Annotated in this window: 11 protein-coding genes and 9 pseudogenes; 7 read left to right on the top strand and 13 right to left on the bottom strand. The window is 62.2% G+C overall.

Annotated features, from left to right (window positions below; all coding sequences use genetic code 11):
* Positions 1–825 (top strand): annotated as a pseudogene (locus QNJ43_RS25225) (glutathione S-transferase C-terminal domain-containing protein); the annotation flags it as partial.
* Between the two features lie 22 nt (positions 826–847).
* Here the strand turns inward: QNJ43_RS25225 and QNJ43_RS25230 are convergent.
* The 13 genes and pseudogenes from QNJ43_RS25230 to QNJ43_RS25285 all read right to left on the bottom strand — a co-directional run bounded on the left by QNJ43_RS25230 (position 848) and on the right by QNJ43_RS25285 (position 14,058).
* A complete protein-coding gene (locus tag QNJ43_RS25230; protein WP_300474537.1) occupies positions 848–1,573 on the bottom strand; it encodes a GntR family transcriptional regulator in 726 nt (241 codons plus the stop codon).
* A gap of 23 nt (positions 1,574–1,596) precedes the next feature.
* A pseudogene (locus QNJ43_RS25235) lies at positions 1,597–2,908 on the bottom strand (aspartate aminotransferase family protein).
* A 46-nt stretch (positions 2,909–2,954) separates the two neighbouring features.
* A complete protein-coding gene (locus QNJ43_RS25240; RefSeq protein WP_346433130.1) occupies positions 2,955–3,359 on the bottom strand; it encodes a phosphotransferase in 405 nt (134 codons plus the stop codon).
* A complete protein-coding gene (locus QNJ43_RS25245; protein ID WP_300474542.1) occupies positions 3,290–3,820 on the bottom strand; it encodes a phosphotransferase in 531 nt (176 codons plus the stop codon). Before QNJ43_RS25245 ends, QNJ43_RS25240 begins: the two co-directional genes overlap by 70 nt.
* 244 nt (positions 3,821–4,064) lie before the next feature.
* Positions 4,065–5,489, bottom strand: a complete 1,425-nt coding sequence (locus QNJ43_RS25250; protein ID WP_300474546.1) for an amidase — start codon at positions 5,487–5,489, stop codon at positions 4,065–4,067.
* 14 nt (positions 5,490–5,503) lie between these two features.
* A pseudogene (locus tag QNJ43_RS25255) lies at positions 5,504–6,858 on the bottom strand (aspartate aminotransferase family protein).
* A gap of 70 nt (positions 6,859–6,928) precedes the next feature.
* Positions 6,929–8,274 (bottom strand): annotated as a pseudogene (locus QNJ43_RS25260) (ABC transporter ATP-binding protein).
* A gap of 91 nt (positions 8,275–8,365) precedes the next feature.
* Positions 8,366–8,611, bottom strand: a pseudogene (locus QNJ43_RS27760) (ATP-binding cassette domain-containing protein); the annotation flags it as partial.
* Positions 8,612–8,613: 2 nt separating this feature from the next.
* Positions 8,614–9,451 (bottom strand): annotated as a pseudogene (locus tag QNJ43_RS25265) (ABC transporter permease).
* Positions 9,448–10,420, bottom strand: a pseudogene (locus QNJ43_RS25270) (ABC transporter permease). The pseudogenes QNJ43_RS25265 and QNJ43_RS25270 overlap by 4 nt, the downstream one beginning before the upstream one ends.
* A gap of 44 nt (positions 10,421–10,464) precedes the next feature.
* Positions 10,465–12,033: pseudogene (locus tag QNJ43_RS25275) on the bottom strand (ABC transporter substrate-binding protein).
* Positions 12,034–12,363: 330 nt separating this feature from the next.
* Positions 12,364–13,248 carry an NAD(P)-dependent oxidoreductase gene (locus QNJ43_RS25280; protein ID WP_300474548.1) on the bottom strand — a complete coding sequence of 295 codons (885 nt, stop codon included), beginning with the start codon at positions 13,246–13,248 and terminating at the stop codon, positions 12,364–12,366.
* Positions 13,249–13,251: 3 nt separating this feature from the next.
* Positions 13,252–14,058, bottom strand: a complete 807-nt coding sequence (locus QNJ43_RS25285; protein WP_300474551.1) for a LysR substrate-binding domain-containing protein — start codon at positions 14,056–14,058, stop codon at positions 13,252–13,254.
* Between the two features lie 508 nt (positions 14,059–14,566).
* Here QNJ43_RS25285 and QNJ43_RS25290 point away from each other — a divergent pair.
* From QNJ43_RS25290 to QNJ43_RS25315, 6 genes and pseudogenes are all read left to right on the top strand, one after another.
* Complete coding sequence (locus QNJ43_RS25290; RefSeq protein WP_300474554.1) at positions 14,567–14,770, top strand: hypothetical protein; 204 nt, start codon at positions 14,567–14,569, stop codon at positions 14,768–14,770.
* Between the two features lie 95 nt (positions 14,771–14,865).
* The gene (locus tag QNJ43_RS25295) at positions 14,866–15,321 is read left to right on the top strand and encodes a hypothetical protein (protein ID WP_300474556.1); all 456 of its coding nucleotides are present in this window, start codon (positions 14,866–14,868) and stop codon (positions 15,319–15,321) included.
* Positions 15,322–15,346: 25 nt separating this feature from the next.
* Complete coding sequence (locus tag QNJ43_RS25300) at positions 15,347–16,420, top strand: inositol-3-phosphate synthase (RefSeq protein ID WP_300474558.1); 1,074 nt, start codon at positions 15,347–15,349, stop codon at positions 16,418–16,420.
* Positions 16,421–16,452: 32 nt separating this feature from the next.
* Positions 16,453–17,031, top strand: a complete 579-nt coding sequence (locus QNJ43_RS25305; RefSeq protein ID WP_300474560.1) for a DJ-1/PfpI family protein — start codon at positions 16,453–16,455, stop codon at positions 17,029–17,031.
* Positions 17,028–17,561 carry an SDR family oxidoreductase gene (locus tag QNJ43_RS25310; protein WP_300474563.1) on the top strand — a complete coding sequence of 178 codons (534 nt, stop codon included), beginning with the start codon at positions 17,028–17,030 and terminating at the stop codon, positions 17,559–17,561. Before QNJ43_RS25305 ends, QNJ43_RS25310 begins: the two co-directional genes overlap by 4 nt.
* A gap of 280 nt (positions 17,562–17,841) precedes the next feature.
* Positions 17,842–19,563, top strand: a pseudogene (locus QNJ43_RS25315) (PfkB family carbohydrate kinase); the annotation flags it as partial.
* Positions 19,564–19,571: the final 8 nt, after the last annotated feature.

A 19,571-nucleotide genomic window follows, 5' to 3' on the forward strand; every position in this document is an offset into this window, starting at 1 on the left:
CCCCCCCCCCCCCCCCCCCCCCCGACTCTATGTGGCGCTGATCTGCCCCTGGGCGTCGCGCACGCTGATCGCGCGCAAGCTGAAGGGGCTTGAGGACCTGATCCCGGTGACGGTGGTGAACCCCGCGCTGACATCGCAAGGGTGGCAGTTCGGGGGCTATCCCGGCGCCGATGAAGACTCGCTTTTCGGCGCGCACTACCTGCACGAACTCTACACCCGCGCCGAGCCGATCTTCACCGGCCGAGCCACGGTTCCCGCACTCTGGGACATGGAACGCGGCGTGATGGTCAACAACAAGAGCGCCGATATCGTCCGCATATTCGACAGCGCCTTCGAGCACATAGTGCCCTCCGACTTGCGCCTTTACCCGGAAGACCTGAGAGCGAAGATCGACGCGCTGAACCCGCGCATTCTACGACAAGCTCAACAACGGCGTTTACAAGGCGGGCTTCGCCTCCTCGCAGGGCGCCTATGACGAGGCGGTCGCCGGGGTCTTCGACATGCTCGAGGAGCTTGAGGTCCGTCTGACCGGGGATTTCCTTTTCGGCGATCGCCTGACCGAAACCGATATCCGGACCTTCGTGACGCTGATCCGCTTCGATGCGACCTATCACGGCATCTTCAAGACCAACCGCCGACAGATCGCCGACTTACCCGCGCCTGTCCGCCTACATAGCGCGCATTCTGCGAATCCCCGGCGTGGCGGAGACCGTGAACATGGATCACATCATCCGCGGTTACTACTCGATCGAAACGCTGAACCCGACGGGCATCACGCCCGCCGCCCCGGCCCATATCGAGCGGCTGCTGCAATTAATCGCCTGAACAACGAGGGACGAAAGGCCCCTCAGCACAGAGCGTTCAGGATCCTCTGCGGATCGATATCCTCGCCCGGAACCACGACATTGGGCGTGCTGTCCTTCACGAAGGCGATCAGGAGGGGAAGATCGTCCAGATGCTTGCGCAGGAGGGCATGGGCGCGCTCTGCATCGCGCGCCTTCAGCGCCTCGAACAGGCGGCGGTGCTCCATCTCGATTTCCTGGGTCATGCCGCATTTGGCCATCGCGCGGTAACGCACGCGGTCCAGTTGCCCGGTGGCGCCGTGGACGGTCTGCCAGATGTCGGGGAACCCGGCCATCCGGCACAATAGCCGGTTGAAATCGATATCGACCCGCAGGGCCTGGTCGAAATCCCCGCGCTCATCCGCATCCTGCTGCATGTAGAGCAGAAGCTTGAAGTCCTTGTCGTAGACGGGGCTGTAGCCCTCCGCGGCGAGCCGGATCAGGCGCAGCTCGATGCTGGATCTGACGAGATGCCCCTGCAGGACGCCGCGCATCGAAATCCTGTTCACATAGGTGCCGCCGCCCGGTACCACGGTCAGTAATCCTTCTTGCGCGAGTCTGAGGACCGCCTCACGCAACGGCGTGCGCGAGATGCCGAGTTCGGCGCACAAATCCTTTTCCGCCACCGTGGAATCGGGTTCCAGCCGCATGGTGATCACCGCATCGCGCAGGTAATCGTAGGCAAGCTCCGCCTTCAGCTTGTTGCGGTTCATCTCCGACAGGAGACCCATCTGTGGTCTTTGCACCGGTGGCATCATAAGGCGCCCCCGCGCGGCGCGTCCCGCAGGACCGAGCTCAGCACATCCAGAAAGAACCCCGCATTATCGTGCGAGAAGGGCAGCGGCGGGCGGATCTTCAGGACATTACCGAACGGACCCGACGCGCTGATGAGCACGCCGCGACGACGCATTTCGTTGACGACATGGGAGGCGAGAGCGGCGTCCGGTTCCTTCGCTTCCCGGTCTTTCACGAATTCCAGCCCGAGGAACAGCCCGCTTCCGCGCACATCGCCGATGCGCTCGTCGTTTGCCTGGAGAGCGCGCATCCCGGAAAGCATCGCCTCGCCGGTCGATTTCGCATTGGCGATCAGCGCTTCGTCCTCGATCACCGAAAGCACGGCGGAGGCGGCGGCGATGGAGACGTGATTGGCGCCGAAAGTGTTGAAGTAGCGGATCTTGCGGTCGAACTCCTCCTGAAGCTCCGGCTTCATGACGGCGACCGCAATCGGCATGCCGTTGCCCATCGGCTTGGCCATGACGGCGATGTCCGGCACCAGTCCGTGATGCGCGAAACCCCACATGCCGTCGCCCAGACGCCCGAACCCGGGCTGCACCTCGTCGGCGATGAAAAGCGCGCCCGCCTCGTGCACGACCGCCCGCGTTTCCTTCAGGAACCCGGCCGGTTTAGCGAAGATGCCGTCGGCGATGAAGGCGGCGGTTTTGATGCCGCGTCGTTTCAAAAAAGCGATGACCGCGCAAACATCGCCGGCAAAGGCGGCGCCGATATCGACTTCCTCACGCCGGTAGCTGTCGGGGGCGGGAACGGTCACGACATGGGGGCCGAGCGGCATGTTCTCGCCGAGGGAGGGCGAGATTTCGGCCGCAGCCTTCGTCACGCCGTGATACGCGTTTTTCGTGATGACGATGCCGGTGCCGCCGGTCACGAAGCCCGCAATCCGCAGGGCCAGATCGACCGCCTCGCTGCCGGTGCAGGTGTACATGACCCGCGACAGCTCGGGCGGAAACGTGTCCACGAGACGCTGGGAATAATCCAGCAAGGCTTCGTCCAGATAGCGGGTATGGGTGTTGAGAATGCCAGCCTGCCGGGTGACCGCTTCGACGACGCGCGGATGGCAATGGCCGACGCAAGGCACGTTATTATTAGGCGTCGAGATAGGCCCGACCCTCATGATCATAGAGCCAGACGCTCTCACCGCGCACCGGGTGCAGCGGTTCCTCGTAGAACAGCCGGTAGGAGGGACCGAGCAACGACTGGCGGCGCGCCACCAGCGTGCGCTCATGCTCCGGCAACGCATCGGCATGCGCCGCATCGAAGCCGTTGATCATGGTCGATTGGGAGGAAGCCATTCTCATACTCATTGAAGGGTGGCCTTCACCGATCGGTGAAGGCCGTTTGAAAAACGTCGTTGAGGCGCGCCAGGAGCCCGCGCACAAGATCGTTCTTGTGCAGCAGTCTGTCGGCCTGATCGGGGAAGAGACGGGCGCGCCAGGTGGGGATGACGAGACGCACCGCCAGCCGGGTTATGATACACGGATAGAGGACGTCGATCTCCTGCGCGCGAAGGTTCGCCGGACCGGCATAGCCTTCGAGCATGTGGAAGATCGCCTCCACCGGCACCTCCTCGCCCTCCATCATGTAGGAGGCGCAGACCGCGACATCGAAAATGCGCGGAGCGCGAACCATGTCGCCGAAATCAATGATGCCGCTCACGCGGTTCGGGTTGTGCGGATCAACCAGAATGTTTTCGGAATTGAAGTCGTTATGGACCACCTGCACGGGCAGCGCGGCGCGTTTCGGCAATACGTCCGTCTCAAAGCGGTCCAGAATGTCCCGCAGTACCCTTGCCTCTTCCGCATCCGGATAGGTATCGAGGACATTTCAGCTCGCGCGCGCGCCATGTCCCAGGTGATGGTGTGAGACGCGCCGGGGTGATCGAAGCTTTCCAGCGCCCGCTGCATCCGCGCCAGCATGGCGCCGATATTGCGCCTTTGTGCAGGCGAATGGGGCGCGGAGCTGAGCGCCTGACCTTTCAGAAAGGTCACGACGCGCAACGCCCGCCGGGGGCCGGACGGGGTCGTGAAGCGCAGATCGGAAAGGCGGATATCGGGCGCACCGATCAGGGCGGGCACGATCCGCTGGACGGGAATGCCGGGATCGAGGCGGGCGACATGCAGCAGCACCTGGAAGTGCAGGGCCGTGGTGCGGGCCGGTTCCCCCGGATTGAGCACCTTGACCAACAGCGCCTTGCTGTCGGCAAGGGGTCAGGCGGTGGTTGGAGTCCTTTTCACCCCAAAGCCATTCCGCCCGTCCCTCAAGACCGTAATGCGCGCGCACCAGCGCTTCGACTGTGTCGTCGGACAGGATCGCGGAGGCTGTCCGCAATTCGGCCCCGAGGCCTGAAGCAGTCTCCATATTCCCCGTCATCGTTTGCGATCCCATCCTTTTTTCTACGCCCGATGCTGCGGCCGCCCCTTGCGCGCATCAGGCCTTGCGCGGCTTTCTGACAAACGGCGTCGGGTAGGCCGCTGTCAAGGACAACACGACATCGTCGCGAAAGTTCGCCGCGACCACCTGAAGCCCGATCGGCAGGCCGTCCGCATCCAAACCGCAAGGCACGGTCGCCGCCGGTTGACCCGTCAAGTTGAAGGGATAGGTGAAGGGCGAGCAGTCGGACCAATCCTCCCCCTCCTGCCCCGCCGGAGAATCGACGCGCGCCTCAAATGCCGTCAACGGCATGGTCGGCAGGATCAGCACGTCGTATTTCTGAAAGAACAGTTCCATCAGCACCGTGAGATCGGCCCGCGCCTGACGCGCGGCGATGTAGTCGAGCGCGGAGAAGGTGGTGCCCTTTTCGCAGATCCTCACGAAGCCCGGATCCATCAGCGCCTTCTGCTCCTCGCTCGGCGTGAACGCGCTAAGCGCCTTGGCCTGGGCGGAATACCACAGGACCTTCAACACCTCCTGCGGCGAGGCGAAGTCCGGATCGACCTCCTCGATGACTGCGCCCATTTCCGCCAGACGGCCGACGGCCTTCTCGACCGCTGCCGCGACTTCAGGGTCGACATCGGTATAGCCGAGCGTCGGGCTGTAGGCGAGCTTGAGGCCCTTCAGGTTGCCCGCCTCACGCACGATCTTACGCCAGTCCAGAACGGGCGAGGGGCAGTGGCCGTAAAGCGCGCGCGGCGACCAGCCGGTCGTGGCGTTCAGAAACAGGGCCGCGTCTTCCACCGTGGGCGTCAGCGGGTCGCGATGGGCCAGTTCAAACAGTGCAGACGACGCATCGGCGGGCACCCAGCCGAAAGTCGGCTTGATGCCGAAGACACCGCAAAACGAAGCCGGGATACGGATCGATCCTGCCCCATCGGAGCCTTCGTGCAGGACGCCCAGATTGAGAGCGGCACAGACCGCCGCGTCGCCGGACGAGCCGCCCGAGGCGCGGCCCGTGTGCCGGGGATTGAGCGTGTTGCCGTAGGCCGGGCCGTGCGTCAGACCCTTCCAACCGAATTTCGGCGAGGCCGTGGTCCCCAGAATGGTGACGCCCGCGCCCCGCAGGCGTTCCACGATCTCCAGATCCTTCGTTGCAGGCTCCGTCTCGCCGAGGATGGAGCCCCGGCGCAAGGGAATGCCCTTGACCGAGATCAGCTCCTTCAGCGTGGTCGGCGCCCCGTCGATGGGGCTCAGCGCCTCGCCCTTGCGCCAGCGCTCTTCCGAGGCCTTGGCATCGGCTAGGGCAGATTCCGGCACGACATAGGTGAAGGCGTTCACATCCGGGTTGATCCGCTCGATGCGGTCCAGCGCGTTCTGCGCGACCTCCACGGGGGAGGCTGCACCGGAGGCGTAGAGCGCGGAGAGTTCGGCAGCCGTCATCTCCGCAAGATCGCTCTTCTCGATCGTCTCGGTGGTCATGGTCGCCGATCCTTTCAGCCGCGTTCGGCAACGACGCGGTCGAGCGCGCGGGCGACGCAATCGAACAGCTCGTCGACCTGCTCGGCGGTGATGATCAGCGGCGGACAGAAGCAGATCGCTTCACCGATATTGCGCACGATAAACCCCTCTTCCTGACAGGTCATGTGGAGGGCGAGAGCTGCATCGCCGGCCGCACCGTCCTCGAAGGGCTTCATTTCCAGCGCCCCGATCAGACCCACGCCGCGCGAGGATGCTGCCAGCGGATGCTCCGCCAAACTGCTTAGACGGCTAAGAAACTTCTCTTCCAGAGCCTTGACGTTGGCAACCAGATCCTTTTCGAGGATGATCTTGACGTTCTCCAGCCCCACCGCCGTGGCGACCGGATGGCCGGACGCGGTGAAGCCGTGACCGAAGACGCCGAGACGATCCAACTCGTCAGCGATCGGCTAGTAGAAATTGTCGTTCATCAGGATCGCGGAGAGCGGCATGTAGGACGACGAGATCTGCTTGGAGAGCACCATGACATCCGGCTCGATGCCGAAACGCTCGCAGGCGAACATGGTGCCGGTGCGCCCGAAGCCGCAGATCACCTCGTCGGCGACCAGCAGGATGTCGTTCTTCTTCAGGATTTTCTGCACGCCTTCCCAGTAACCGGCAGGCGGCACAAGCACGCCGCCCGCGCCCATCACCGGTTCGCCCCAGAAGGCGGCGATGGTGTCGGCGCCCTCGCGCTCGATCAGATCCTCAAGATCCTTCAGCATGCGCGGGGTGAAATCGGCCTCGCTCTCCTCTTCTTCGGCAAAGTGGACGTAGGAGTGGCAGGAGGTGTGGATCATGCGATCGAGCGGCAGATCGAAGCTCTTGTGATTGGCGGGCAGGCCGGTGATCGATCCGGCGGCGATGGTGACGCCGTGATAGCCCTTCAAGCGGCCGATGATCTTCTTCTTTTCCGGCTTGCCGAGCGAGTTGGAGCGATACCACACCATCTTGCAGGTGAGATCGTTGGCTTCCGAGCCCGACGAGGTGAAATGCACCTTCGACATCGGCACGGGCGCGATCTTGATCAGCAGCTCGGCCAGATCGACTGAAGGGCCGTGCGTCTTGTAGTTGAACATGTGGTAGTAGGGCAGTTTCTCCATCTGCGCCTTGGCCACCTCGGCCAGCCGCTTTTTTCGCCGAAACCGAGCGCGACCGACCACAGGCCCGCCAGACCCTCGATATAGCGCTTGCCGTTATTGTCGGTGACATAGATGCCGTCGCCGGTCTCGATTACCAGACCGCCGTCGCGCTCGTATTTGCGCAGGTTCACGGCCGGGTGCATCTGATACGCGATATCGCGGGCTTCCACCGAATTGGGCATGACGGTCATCGTTCACTCTCCATATCCGCGCCGGGCCCTCGGCCGCGTGCGCAATTGATTCAAGCATTTGCGGCAGCCGTCATCCGGGCTTCCTTGACGCGCCCGGGAATGGCTTCGATGAGATTTCGCATATACGCATGTTGCGGGTTCTCGAAAATTGCCAGCGCACTGCCGCCTCCACCGCCTCGCCGGTCTGCATGACCAGAACACGATCGCAGATCGTGACCACGACCCGAAGGTCGTGGGTGATGAAGACGAGAGACAGATTGAACGTCTTTTTCAGTTCCGCCAACAGGTCCAGCCCCTGAGCCTGGATCGAAACGTCGAGCGCGGAGTCCGCCTCGTCGGCCACGATGATTTCCGGCTTCAGGGCAAGGGCACGCGCAATGGCGATGCGCTGGCGCTGACCGCCGGAAAATTCGTGCGGGAAACGTTCCGCCACACTCGCATCGAGCTCGACCATTTCCAGAAGCGCTCTGGCCTCTTCGCTCTGGCCTCTTCAAGAGCGGTTGCAGGATCGGTGCCGAAGGCAATGGGACCGGAGACCACGATTTGCCCCACCTTCTCGCGCGGATTGAGCGAGGAATAGGGATCCTGAAAGATCATCTGGATGCGGCGGCGCATGGTGCGAAGCGCCTCGCCCTTCAGGCTTGCGATATCCTCGCCGTCGAGCAGGATCTTGCCGCCGTTGGGATCCTGCAAGCGGACGAGACAGCGCCCAACCGACGACTTGCCCGATCCGCTTTCGCCTACGATACCGAGCGTCTCGCCGCGTTCCAGTTGAAACGAGACCTCCTTGACCGCGTGGATCTCCTTCTGCTTGCCGAAGAGACCGCTTCCCAGAAAATAGATCTTGGAGAGGTTCTCCACCTTCAGGAGCGAATGCGTCTCGCCTTTCGCCGCCGTCGGCTCGGGTGCGGTGCCGCTCGGAATGGCGGCGATCAACTTGTGCGTATAGGAGTGCTGCGGCAACAGCAGCACCTCGTCGGCCGTGCCCCGCTCGACGATACGCCCGTGCTGCATGACGGCGACCTGATCGGCGATTTCCGCCACCACGCCGAAATCGTAGGTGATGAACATCACCGCCATGTTGCGCGTGCGCTGCAGGCGGTCGATCGTTTCCAGGATCTGCGCCTGGGTGGTGACATCGAGCGCGGTGGTCGGCTCATCCGCGATCAGCACTTCCGGCTCCAGCGCCAAGGGCATGGCGATCATCACGCGCTGGCGCTGACCGCCGGAAAGCTGGAAGGGATAGGAGACGGCGGCGCGCGCGGGATCGGGCAGGCCGACCTCCTCCAGCAGTTCCAGCGCCCGTTTTTTTCGTTCGCGCGTGCTCAGGAGCCCGTGCGCCTCGAAGACCTTCTCGATCTGGGCGGAGACCTTCATCAGCGGATTGAGCGCGGTCATCGGCTCCTGGAAGATCATCGCGACGCGGCGGCCGCAAATGTCGTAGAGCGCGCCCGCGGGCAGATCGAGCAGGTTCTCCCCCCAACAGAATGCGCCCCTGCGCGACACGCACCGTATCGGGCAGCAGCCCCATCAGCGCGTTGGCCAACATGGACTTGCCCGAGCCGCTTTCACCGACAATGCAGACGATCTCGCCGGGGTGGATGTCAAAGCTGACCCGGTCGACCGCGAAGGCGCGGTCGGCACCTTCCGGCAGGGCGATGCTCAGCCGATCGATGCACACAATGAGATCGCCCTCGGGACGTTGAAGGCTGCCGGGATGGATGACGGCGTGTTCTCCGGTAGCGTCGTTCATGGCTACCTCCCCTTCCGGCTGAGCCGCGGGTTCAGCGCGTCGTTCAGTCCCTCACCGACGAGGTTCAACGTCAGCACGGTGAGAAGCATGGCGAGGTCGGGAAAAAAGCTGACCCACCAGGCCTGACGGATCACCGTGCGCCCGGCGCCGATGATGTATCCCCACGACATGACGTTGGCATCGCCCAGCCCCATGAAGGACAGCGCGCTTTCCACCAGAATGGCGGCGGCCACCATCATGGAGGCGAGCACGATGATCGGCAACAGGGTGTTGGGCAGGATCTGACGCCAGATTATGAGCGGTTTCTGGCCCGACAGTACCGCCGCATCGACGAAATCGCGCGACTTCAGCGACATCACCTCGCCGCGCAGCAGACGCGCGACCGGCGGCCAGGAGACGATGGCGATCGCGATGATCGATGGAGGTGATCGAGAGCTGGAAGATGGCGACGAGCACCACGGCGAGCGCGAAGCTCGGAACGCTTTGGAAAAGCTCGGTGAAGCGCATCAGGATGTCGTCCGTCAGCCCGCCCAAATAGCCCGCCAACGCCCCGATCGGAATGCCGATCAGGAGCGAGATCACGGTTGAGACGAGGCCGACCAGCAGCGAGACATAGGCCCCGTGCGCGAGACCGGAAGCGAGATCGCGGCCCATCGGATCAGTGCCGAGAAAGTAGGTCGCGTTCTGGAACGGGGGCAGGAACGGTCGCTGGACCATGGCCCAGGGCGACTTGGGAAAGAGGAAGGGGACTGCAACGGCCAGCACCACGATCAGGAACAGGATCAGCAATCCGGCGACCGCGCCGCGGTGCTTGGAAAAACGTTTCCAGAAGTCGGTCATGAGGCCACCCGGATTCTCGGATCCACGAAGCGGTAGAGCACGTCGGTGATCAGGTTTAAGAGGAGGACCATGGCGGCGGAGGCGACGAAGACGCCCAGCAGCAGGTTGTAGTCGCGCTGCGACAGCGCCTCGAACATCAGCCGACCGATGGCCCGGCCAGGCAAAGACCGTCTCGATCAGCACCGCGCCGCCGACGAGCTGGCCCGCCTGCAAGCCCGCCAGCGTGACGACGGGCAGAAGCGCATTACGCAGCACGTGGCGGCGCTGGATCACGCGCGGGCGCAGGCCCTTGGCCTTCGCCGTCTTGACAAAACCCATCTGCGAGACCTCTAGCATGGAGGCCCGCGTCATGCGCACATAGATCGCCATGAAGAAGAGGCCCAGCGTCATGACGGGCAGGACCAGATGGCGGGCGATATCGAGCGCACGCGCCAATCCCACATAGCCCGCGCTGACCGTCTCGTAGCCAAAGCCCGGCAGCCAGCCGAGTTCGATGGAAAACAGAAGCACCGCCATCAAAGCCAGCCAGAACAGCGGCGTCGCATAGAAGACCAGGGCGAAGAGCGAGATCAGGGTGTCCGACAATCGTTCCTGACGGCCGGCCGCCATGGCTCCTGCGAGAATGCCGAGCCCGAGGGAGACGGCAAAGGCGGACATGGACAGGATCAGCGTGGCCGGCAGGCGCTCCACGATGAGCTGGAGAACGGGCAACTGCTGGCGATAGGAAAAGCCGAGATCGAGTTGAGCCATGTGCGAGAGGTAGATGCCGAGCTGGACATAGATCGGCTGATCGAGCCCGAAGCGCTGGCGCAACTGCTCGAGGAATTCGGGGTCGGCATCGCCGAATTCACCGGCCATCACCGCGGCCGGATCTCCCGGAGCGGCGTGGATGAGAAAGAAGTTCAGGATCCTGATGACGAGCAGGATGAGGACGGCGCGCACAAGCCCGCCTGCGATGAAACGGGTTATCTAGGTCTCCGGATCGCGAATATCAGGCAGAGAGAAGAGCGAGCTCATGCCCGCTCTTCGCGTTTGCGGCACTTCTTGATCCAGGCATCGCACAGGGAGTTGGGCAGACCGGAGGCGGTCGTGACCAGGTTCTCCACGTTGCAGTTGTAGATCGTCGGGAACCCCCCAGCTCGAGCAGCCATGCGACCGGCACGTCCTGGCGAAGCTTGGCCTGCACCTTGTCGTAAAGCTTCTGGCGCTTGGCCGCCGGGAAGGCCACGGCCGCATCGTCGAAGAGCTTGTCGATTTCCGGGTTGGAATAGCCTTCGACGTTGTTGAAGGGATTGCCCTTGGAGATCTGGGACGTCTTGTAGTTCCGCCCCACACCGATGGCCGGATCGCCGTTCTGATAGAGGTAGGTGAAGGCAAGATCATAGTCCCACTGGGAGGTCTTCTGGTTCCAGCCCGCCACGTCGGTGGACTCGATTTCGACCGGAATGCCGACCTCGGAGAGGTTCTGCTTCACGGCCTCCGGCCAGCGCTGCCAGGTTTCGCCGTAAGGCAGTGGAAGCAGGCGCAGCGGCTTGCCGTCGTAGCCGATTTCCTTAAGCAGTGCCTCGGCCTTGGCCGGATCGTGCGGGTAGCTCGAGCCGGTATCGAAATAGAAGGCAATGGTGGAGGAGATCGGCCCGGTCGCGACTTTGCCGTAACCGTTCCACAGCACGTCCTTGGCGCATTCACGGTCGAGCGCGTACATGATCGCCTGACGGAATTTCACGTTGTCGAGCAGCGGCTTGCGGTTGTTCAGCCACATGCAGGAAAGCGGCGAGAAATATTCCCAGCCCTTCTGCGTGGTGCAGGTGTTGGGCAGCTCCGACAGGCGCGGAATGTCGAAATTCTCAACCGAACCGCCCGGCAGAACGGCAACCTGTCCAGTCTCGTAGGCCACGGCGTGCGAGGCCCCGTCGGGTATGACGTGATAATAGAGCTCGTCGATATGCGGCTTGCCTTGAAGGTAGTAGTCCTCGTTCTTCACCAGCTTGATGTAGCTGCCGCGCTTCCATTCCACGAACTTGTAGGGCCCGGTGCCAATCGGCTTTTCGTTGGCCTCGTTGGTCGTGTAGTCCGTGCCCTCGTAGATGTGCTTCGGGATGATGGGCATGGAGTAGAAGGAGAAGCCGCGGATGAAGGCTTCGAACGGTTCCTTCAGCGTGAAGATGACGGTGGTGTCGTCGGGCGCCTCGACCTTGGCAACGTGGCTCATCAGGTTGCGATGGCGCGGTTGCTGCTTCATCAGGAAGTCGTTGACGGAGAACATCACGTCGGCCGACGTCATCGGCTTGCCGTCATGCCACTTCACGCCCTCGTGGAGATGGAACGTGTAGGTCAGGCCGTCCTCGGAGATCTCCCAGGATTTCGCCAGAGACGGCTCCGAGCTCAGTTCCCCATCATAAGCGCAACATGCTCTCGTAGATGTTGCTGCCCACGAGGATCGCGGGGCCGTTGGTGGTGATGCCGATCATCACGCTGGGAGGCTCGGGCTGGACGATCAGATCCAGCTTACCGCCGGGATCCGCCAGCGTGGCGGATGCCGTAAGGGCGAGGGTGAAAGAGATCGATAGAAGTCGTCGCATTGGCAGGCCCTCGTGGCTCGGTGGAGTCGTTCTTGGCGGCTGCTCTTTTGTCAGTTTACGATATATCGATATATCACCAGGTACGTTAGGTAAGCATTTTTGCTATGTCAACCGGATCGTCGGAGGATTCTGCCAACTTTTTGACCTTACACTTAAAATATTTAATATATAACGAAAAATCGCGGAAATGCTGCGTGAAGGGGCACAAAATCGCCGGGAAATTCGCCGGTTTTCTCACAAAATGCGAGGAGAGCGCGTCGTGGCATCGCTCCTCTGAGCACGGTTGAGACGCCCTCCCTGCCCCTTACGCCCCGCCCTCACGCCCCACAGTCACACACAGGGAGCCAGAACCGTTGGAGCCCCCTCGCAAAGCTCCTCCAGAACGGACATGCAGCCATATTCCGGTTGCCAGCCTAGGCGGGCGCGAGCGCGCGCATTGTCGTAGACGCGGTCGATCGAGCCGGGCAAGGACCAGCCGTTCCGCTCGAAGGCGCTGACGAGTTCCGGACATCGGCGCGCGAGCACCCGGGGCGCGTTGCGGGCAAGTTCGGCACAATCCCGCCGCTCAAACGGCGTGGTGCCGCTGACGATGAAAGTCTCGCAATCCTCGCCCTCGCGTTCTAGCGCAGCCAGATGAGCGGAGGCGGAATCGTGCGCATCCACGCCGCGGTGAAGATGGTAGAGAGCCATCAGATCGGCGGGTTCGGGAAAGCAGCGCTCAAGCCGCAGCATGGTGACCCGAAAAATGGGCCCGGTGAGCAACCTGAGCCGCGCTTCCGCTTCCAGCTTGGTGTGGTGATAGATCGTGCGCGTGCGCGGCGGCGTCTCCTCGTCGATCCATTGGGTTTGCACCATCCCGGCGGGCCGCACGCCATAAAGAGCCGTGGTGCTGGTGAAGACGAAACAGGAGGCACCGGCGGCAGCTTTCGCCGCCAGCGCCAGCCGTTCGGTGGCCGCCACATTGACCCGCCTGAACAGATCATCCGGGACGAGCCCGACATGCGGAGCGTGCAATCCCGCCGCATGAGCGACCGCATCGACGGGGCCGCCCAGAAACTCGAAATCCTCCGTCAGATCAAGGATTTCATCCGTGCGGTCGCCGGGGATACGGTCCACGCCAATCACCTTGAAGCGGGCGGCTGCAGCCGCGCAGATCGCTGCACCGATGCGGCCGCTGGAGCCGGTGACGAGAAGCGTCTCGACCTCCCGCCCCATCGCCTAGACGGTTTCCGCCTGCGAAGTACGGAGCAGTTGCATGAGATCCTCCATGGTCGTTTTGGCCTCCTCGCTCAACCAAGTATGAAATTGCCGCAAGGCCGGTGGCAATTTCTTTTCTCGCGGCGTCACCAGCCAATAGGACCTCCCGCTGACGAGCGTCATCGGCAAGGGGCTGACGAGCTGAGCGCTCTTCATCGCCTCGATCGCCTGGGTCTGCCAGGTCACGGTCACGCCGAGGCCGCCGATTGCAGCCCCCAGACACAGATCCTCGTCCGACAGCATGAACTTCTTTCGCAGGCGAACATGCTGGGCGCCGTTTGCGTCGAGCCAGTTGACCCAATGGTCGGCCAACCCGTCGCAGGTGATGATGTTGGCGTCCGCCAGACCCTCGATGGAGGAAATCTTCTCCCTCAAGGCCGGGCGGCAGACGGGAAACAGCAGTTGATCCATGAGCTTGACGGCCTCCACATCCTGCCAGTCGCCATGTCCGTAGCGAATGGCGCAATGGTAACCGCGCTCGGCAACATCCACGACCTCCCGGCTCGCATCGAACGAGAACCGAATATCCGGCTGTTCGAAATAGAACTTGTGAAGGCGCGGCAAGAGCCAGTTGCGCGCGAAGACAGGCGGCACCGAAATCCGGATATAGCCGTCCGTATCGTTGTTCAGGCTCTCGATGGACCTGGATATCAGCTTGAGACCGTGATGCAGGTCCTGAAAGAAATCAGATATATCCGAATGCGGCAGAAACCCGCTTTTGGACTGAATGAACAGATGTCTCCCAAATTTCTTTTCGATATTTAACATATGTTTACTTATCGCTCCCGGCGATACGATTAATTAATTGTTATATAAAGATAAATTCCTATTCCTAGCTAAGGCCTCCACTGCCAATAAACTTTTTAATTAATTCTGTGAAATCTTGTTCATACTCTCACCACATCTCAATTGTAGCGAAAGAAATTCGATTGAGCTTTTTTGGAGTGCCTCCACACTCCATAGAAATATTATTTATTTTTTACAGAAAATTAAAAAAATAAATTGTATTATTATTAGCTCAGGCTTCGTTTAGAAGAACATTAATTGCTTATCAGGAATATATATATTTAAAATCTAAGTACTTCGTTATAAAAAAACGTGACCTCGCGATCATATTACAGAATACGCATGGGTTTTCGCAAATCAGCGACGACCTGAATGACTTCGTCTTCAAAGATACGTGCGATCTCGTTTCCATCGTATCGCCTCCGCATACGCATCTGGACATTGTGCGCCGAATTTCGCGCGAAGATGTGGAATCGTACTCGACAAGCCGGTGGCCGATACCGAAGAGGCGGCGGAGGAGATCGGCAGGATCGCGGAACGGCGCGAAAAGCCGGTTTTCACCTTCTTCCAATGGCGTCTGCTGCCCGCCTTCCGCACGCTTCGCGATCTGGCGCGAAGCGGCGAGTTGGGGCCGCTGCTCCATATCGAAGCCGTCTTCAGACATCCTTTTCTGGCGGACAACGCCACGTCCTAGCCCTGGCGGTACGACGCCCAGACCGCAGGTGCGGACGCCCTTTCCGATCTCGGGGTGCATGTCTTCGATCTCGTGCGTTTCGTCTCCGATCGCGAATGGAGCGTGCACGCGGCCTTTTCCTGCGTCGCGCATCCTCTGCGCAGCCGGGCAGGATCTGCTGCGGACGAGAACCCCATTGCACGCAGCGCGGACGACTATGCGCCGCCGCACAACTCGTCGACCGCTCCAACACCGGCACCGTACCGTGCACCGCTCAGGTCTCGGTATCGCGGGTTGCTCTGGGCACGGCAGAACTGGCGATCCGGCTTCACGGTCCGTCGGGCAGTGCGGCCGTCATCGTGGATGTGGCCGCCGAAAGCGGCAGTTTCATCCGCATGAAGACGGTCCAACCGGCCGAAAGCGACCCCTTTTGCCTGACGGGCTTCAATCCCTATCGGAGCCTGATTTCGGCAGCTGCCGACGACCCTGCCGGCGCCGACTCCTGCGTGGCCGACGGGATCGCCGCACAGCGGCTGATGCTCAAAACGCTGTCCATTTCCCAAAGCCAATAATCGATTTCAGAGGAGGAATTGCATAATGACCAATGCCATCAAACTCGCCGTCGCAGGTGTCGGAAACAACATCTCCGCCCTCTATCAGGGCGCCAGCTACTACGCGCGGATGCGCGAGACCGGAGAAATGGAGAAGGTGGCCTTCGGCATCCGGATGCAGGAAATCGGCGACATCCACGTCTCCAACATCGAATTCGTGGCCGCCTATGACGTGCTGCCCTCCAAGGTCGGCAAACCGTTTTCCGAGGCCGTGTTCGCGGAGTCGAACAACTATCCCATTCTCGACGTCGACCCCACGCCCTATTCCTTCCTGGTGAAACAGGGGGTGACGAAGAACTCCGCAGACTCCGATTTTGCGATCGCCACCATCGCAAAGAGCCTGAGGGACGCCGGGGCGGAAGTACTGCTCTATTCCCTGCCCACCGGCCTGCAATGGGCGGCGGAAGCCTATGCCAAGGCGGCCCTTCAGGCGGGCGTCGCCTTCGTCAACTGCACGCCGGAAAGCATTGCCCGCAATCCCGATCTGCGCCGTCAGTTCGAGGAAGCCGGAGTTCCCTGCGTCGGTGACGATCTGGCGAGCCACTTGGGCGCCTCGATCCTGCATCGCTCGCTGTTGAACCTCCTGGGCACACGCGGCATTACGCTCGCCTCCTCCTATCAGCTCAATTTTGGCGGCAACGAGGATTTCCGCAATCTGCGCGACCACGGCGCAAGCAAGGCGGAATCGAAGATCAACGCTCTCAAGCAGGCAGGGCTCGATACCGACAAGGTCCAGGTCATTCCGTCCGCCGGGCACATCAACCGCCTGAACGATCACAAGGTGGCGATCATCAACATCGAGGGCGTGGGCTGGGTCGGCCGGCCGGTGTCGCTAGATCTGAAACTGAAGGTGCAGGATTCCAGCAATGCAGCGGGCGTGATCATTGATCACATCCGGATCACCGCTCTGGCGCAACGCCAGAAGATGGGCGGGTTCCCGCTGGCGGCCGCCACCTGTCTGAAATCTCCCGCGATCGGTCACGACAGCTACACGCCGGAGGAACTCGACCTGTCATTGCGCAAGCTGACCGGCGCCGAAGAGATCCTTGCAGAGCAATGAACGAGAACGCTCCAACCCTCAGGACACCGAACATGGTCCGGCCGCAAGTCACCGTCCTCGCCTATGACGGTGTCGATGAGCTGGATCTGTTCGGGCTCTATTCGGTTCTGGCAAAGGCGCGCGGCCGGTTTGACGGCCTCAAACTGGTTCCGCCCGACTCCCCCGTCACGGGCTCGGCCGGAACCGAGTTCGTGACCGAACCGGCGAACCTGACGATTGCCGACAGCGACGCGTTGGTGATCCCGGGGGGACGGAGGGCGGCAGATATTGCGGAAACGCGCTATTTCGCCCCCGTGATCCGCCATCTTCACAGTCGCGGCGCGCGTATCTACTGCTGCTGTTCCGGCACGCTGATCCTCGCCGCCGCCCTGAAGTCGACCGACGGGGTGTCGGCCATCCATCACCGCAAGCGAGATCAGTTGAAATCTGTCTTCGGCGGACGGATCGAGACCGGTTTCGTGGAGAGCAATTCCATCGTCTCCGTCGGCGGGCAAATATCTCGGTCCGTCAAATCCGTGGACCTCGCCTTCCGGCTTCTGGCCGATGTCGACCCCTCCCTTGCCGATCGGATTTCCGATCGCATGGAGATCGCGTGGAGGACGGAACCATGACCGTTCATCCGCCAAGGGATCGATCCGGCGATACACCGTGGGTCGTGGTGACCGGGGCTAGCCGAGGTATCGGAGCGGCAACAGCTCGCGCGCTTCACGACATCGGCCTCGGGGTCATTCTGTGGGCCCGCGATCGCGAGCGTCTGGCCGCGCTGGCCGAGACAATGGAAGCCCGCGAGCGGGTTCGTTGGACTTGCGTCGATATCGGATGCCCGGAACAGGTCGCCCGTGCGGTCGAGACGACCCTGCCGAGAGGCACCCGCCTCGCCGGGATCGTGCTCAATGCGGGATCCGGGCGCTGGCAGCCCTTCACGAATCTGGCTTTCGAGGATTGGCGCAAGAGCCTAGAGACCAACCTCTCCGGGGCCTTCCTCACCCTGAAGGCGCTGCTTCCGTTCCTCGACTATGCGAGCGCACCGATCGTCATCGGCGTTCTGTCGGATTCCGCTCTCACCGCGTTTCCCAACCGCGCCGCCTATTCGAGCGCGAAATCGGGATTTCAGGCCCTGCTAGGCACGTTTCGGCGCTAACAGCGCAACAAGGGCGTCAGGGTCTGCGAGATCTATCCGAGCCGGGTCGACACCCATTTTGCGGGCAATCACGCCAGTGCCGGTCCCGGCACGCGGCCGGAGGGGCTGCGGGCGGAGGACATCACCGAAGCGGTCCGGTGGATCTTCGAGGTGCCCCGCTATCTGGAAGTCCGCAACCTTCACCTTTCCTCGATTTTCGCATCCTTCGGACTGGAAGAGGAGTGCGTCGCCTATGCTGACTGAACGCACGAGACTGCCCCCGGCCAACCATTCCAAACCCGTGGGCAGCTATTCCCCCGGCATCGCAATTCCCCTACAAGGGGCAGACAGGTCGATCTTCGTCTCCGGCCAGGTGCCCACCGATGCGGCAGGCAACGTGCTGTGCCGCAGTGATGCGGGCGGGCGGACACGAGTCGTTTTCGAGCGGATCGTCTCCGTCCTGCAGGAGGCGGGAGCCGGGCTCAAGGATCTGGTGTCGCTGACGACCTATCTGCGCGACCTCTCGCAATTCGCTCAGGTTTCGTCCGTGTGCAACGAAATCCTCGGTGACACGGTTCCCTCCAGCACGCTTGTCGAGGTCTCCGGCCTTGCCGAAGATGGCTGTCTGGTGGAGATCAGCGCGGTAAGCGGTGCGATGAAACAGGTCCTGGAAGCGGCATCCGGCACGCATCTGACTGATACGCTAGCAAGCGCCGCGCGCACCAACCGCGTTCTCGTCGTGGGCGCGATCAACTACGATGAATTGTTTCTGTTGCCGGGCAAATTGCGCGACGACTGCGCGTGGCATGCCGGTGACAAGCAGATCCTGCCCGGCGGGCACGCGGGCAATTGCGCGAGCGCACTGACCCAGCTCGGGCTGGAGACCGCCCTTCTGGGGGCGGTGGGGGACGATGCCTTCGGGCATTTCCTACTTGATGATCTCAGCGCACGCGGCGTCGATACGTCCCTGGTACGCATGAGCGATCAGCCGACCGGACGGGCGATCATTCCCATCTTCGAGGACGGGCACTTCATGGTGCTAGAGCGCGGCGCCAACGACACGCTCGGCGAGGTACCGGCCGATCTGCTTGAGGATTTCGACGCGGTCGCGCTGTTTGATCCGCCCCTCGCCGTTCTGCAACAGATTGCCGCCCACGCGCGCAGGAATGCGGCCGCCGCACCTTGCTACTGTACCCCCAGCGGGCACTTCTCCGGACACCCGCAGGCCGGAGATATCGCACGAGACTTCCGTTGCCTCTTCCTCAATACGGCGGAAGCGGAGCGGATGAACGGACATGTCCCCTTTTCCGCAAATCCGGTCGAGCCGGGGTAGCTTTTTAGCGACCGCTTTCGGACGAACCGTCTTGTGGTGGAAACCCGCGGGAGCGACGGAGCCTCCTGCCGGTTTGCCGACCGCGAGATTTTCGTCCCCGGGTTTGCGGCGGCATGCGTCGATCCCACCGGTGCGGGCGATCTGTTCGCATCCTGTTTCATTCTTTCCGATCTCACCGGGCTGCCGGTCGATACCGGGCTCGCCGTTGCCAATACGGGAGGGATGATCGCGGTGGAGACCGTCGGCGCGTGCCGACCATTTCAGCCTGCCCGTTCTGAGCGAACGACTGGAACGAAACGGAGTGGCGTCATGAGCACGGAAATCATGGACGAAGCCGTTCGGCCGTTCCGGCCGCTTGCCAGCAGCGCCGATGGATGGCGCGGGCGGATCGGACGGGAATTCACGCCGACAAGTGCGCTTGCGGTCGTCGGCGCGATCATCGACCGGGTTTGCGTCGAGGCGCGCCACCCCCGCTTCGCGGTCACCTTCGACAGTCGCGAGGGAAGCCGGGACATCGCGCTCCAGGCCGCCGATCTGATTGCCCGGACCTGCGGTTCCGTTCCGATCGTCATCCGCCATCTACCGACGGTGACGGCCTCCTATCTCACGACCGGCGAGGTCGATTACGCCGTGCTGGTCACCGCGAACCACAACCCGCCGCATTGGAACGGGATCAAGCTCAAGACGCAGGGCGGGCA

This window comes from Breoghania sp. (assembly GCF_030066895.1).
Classification (GTDB): Bacteria; Pseudomonadota; Alphaproteobacteria; order Rhizobiales; family Stappiaceae; genus Breoghania.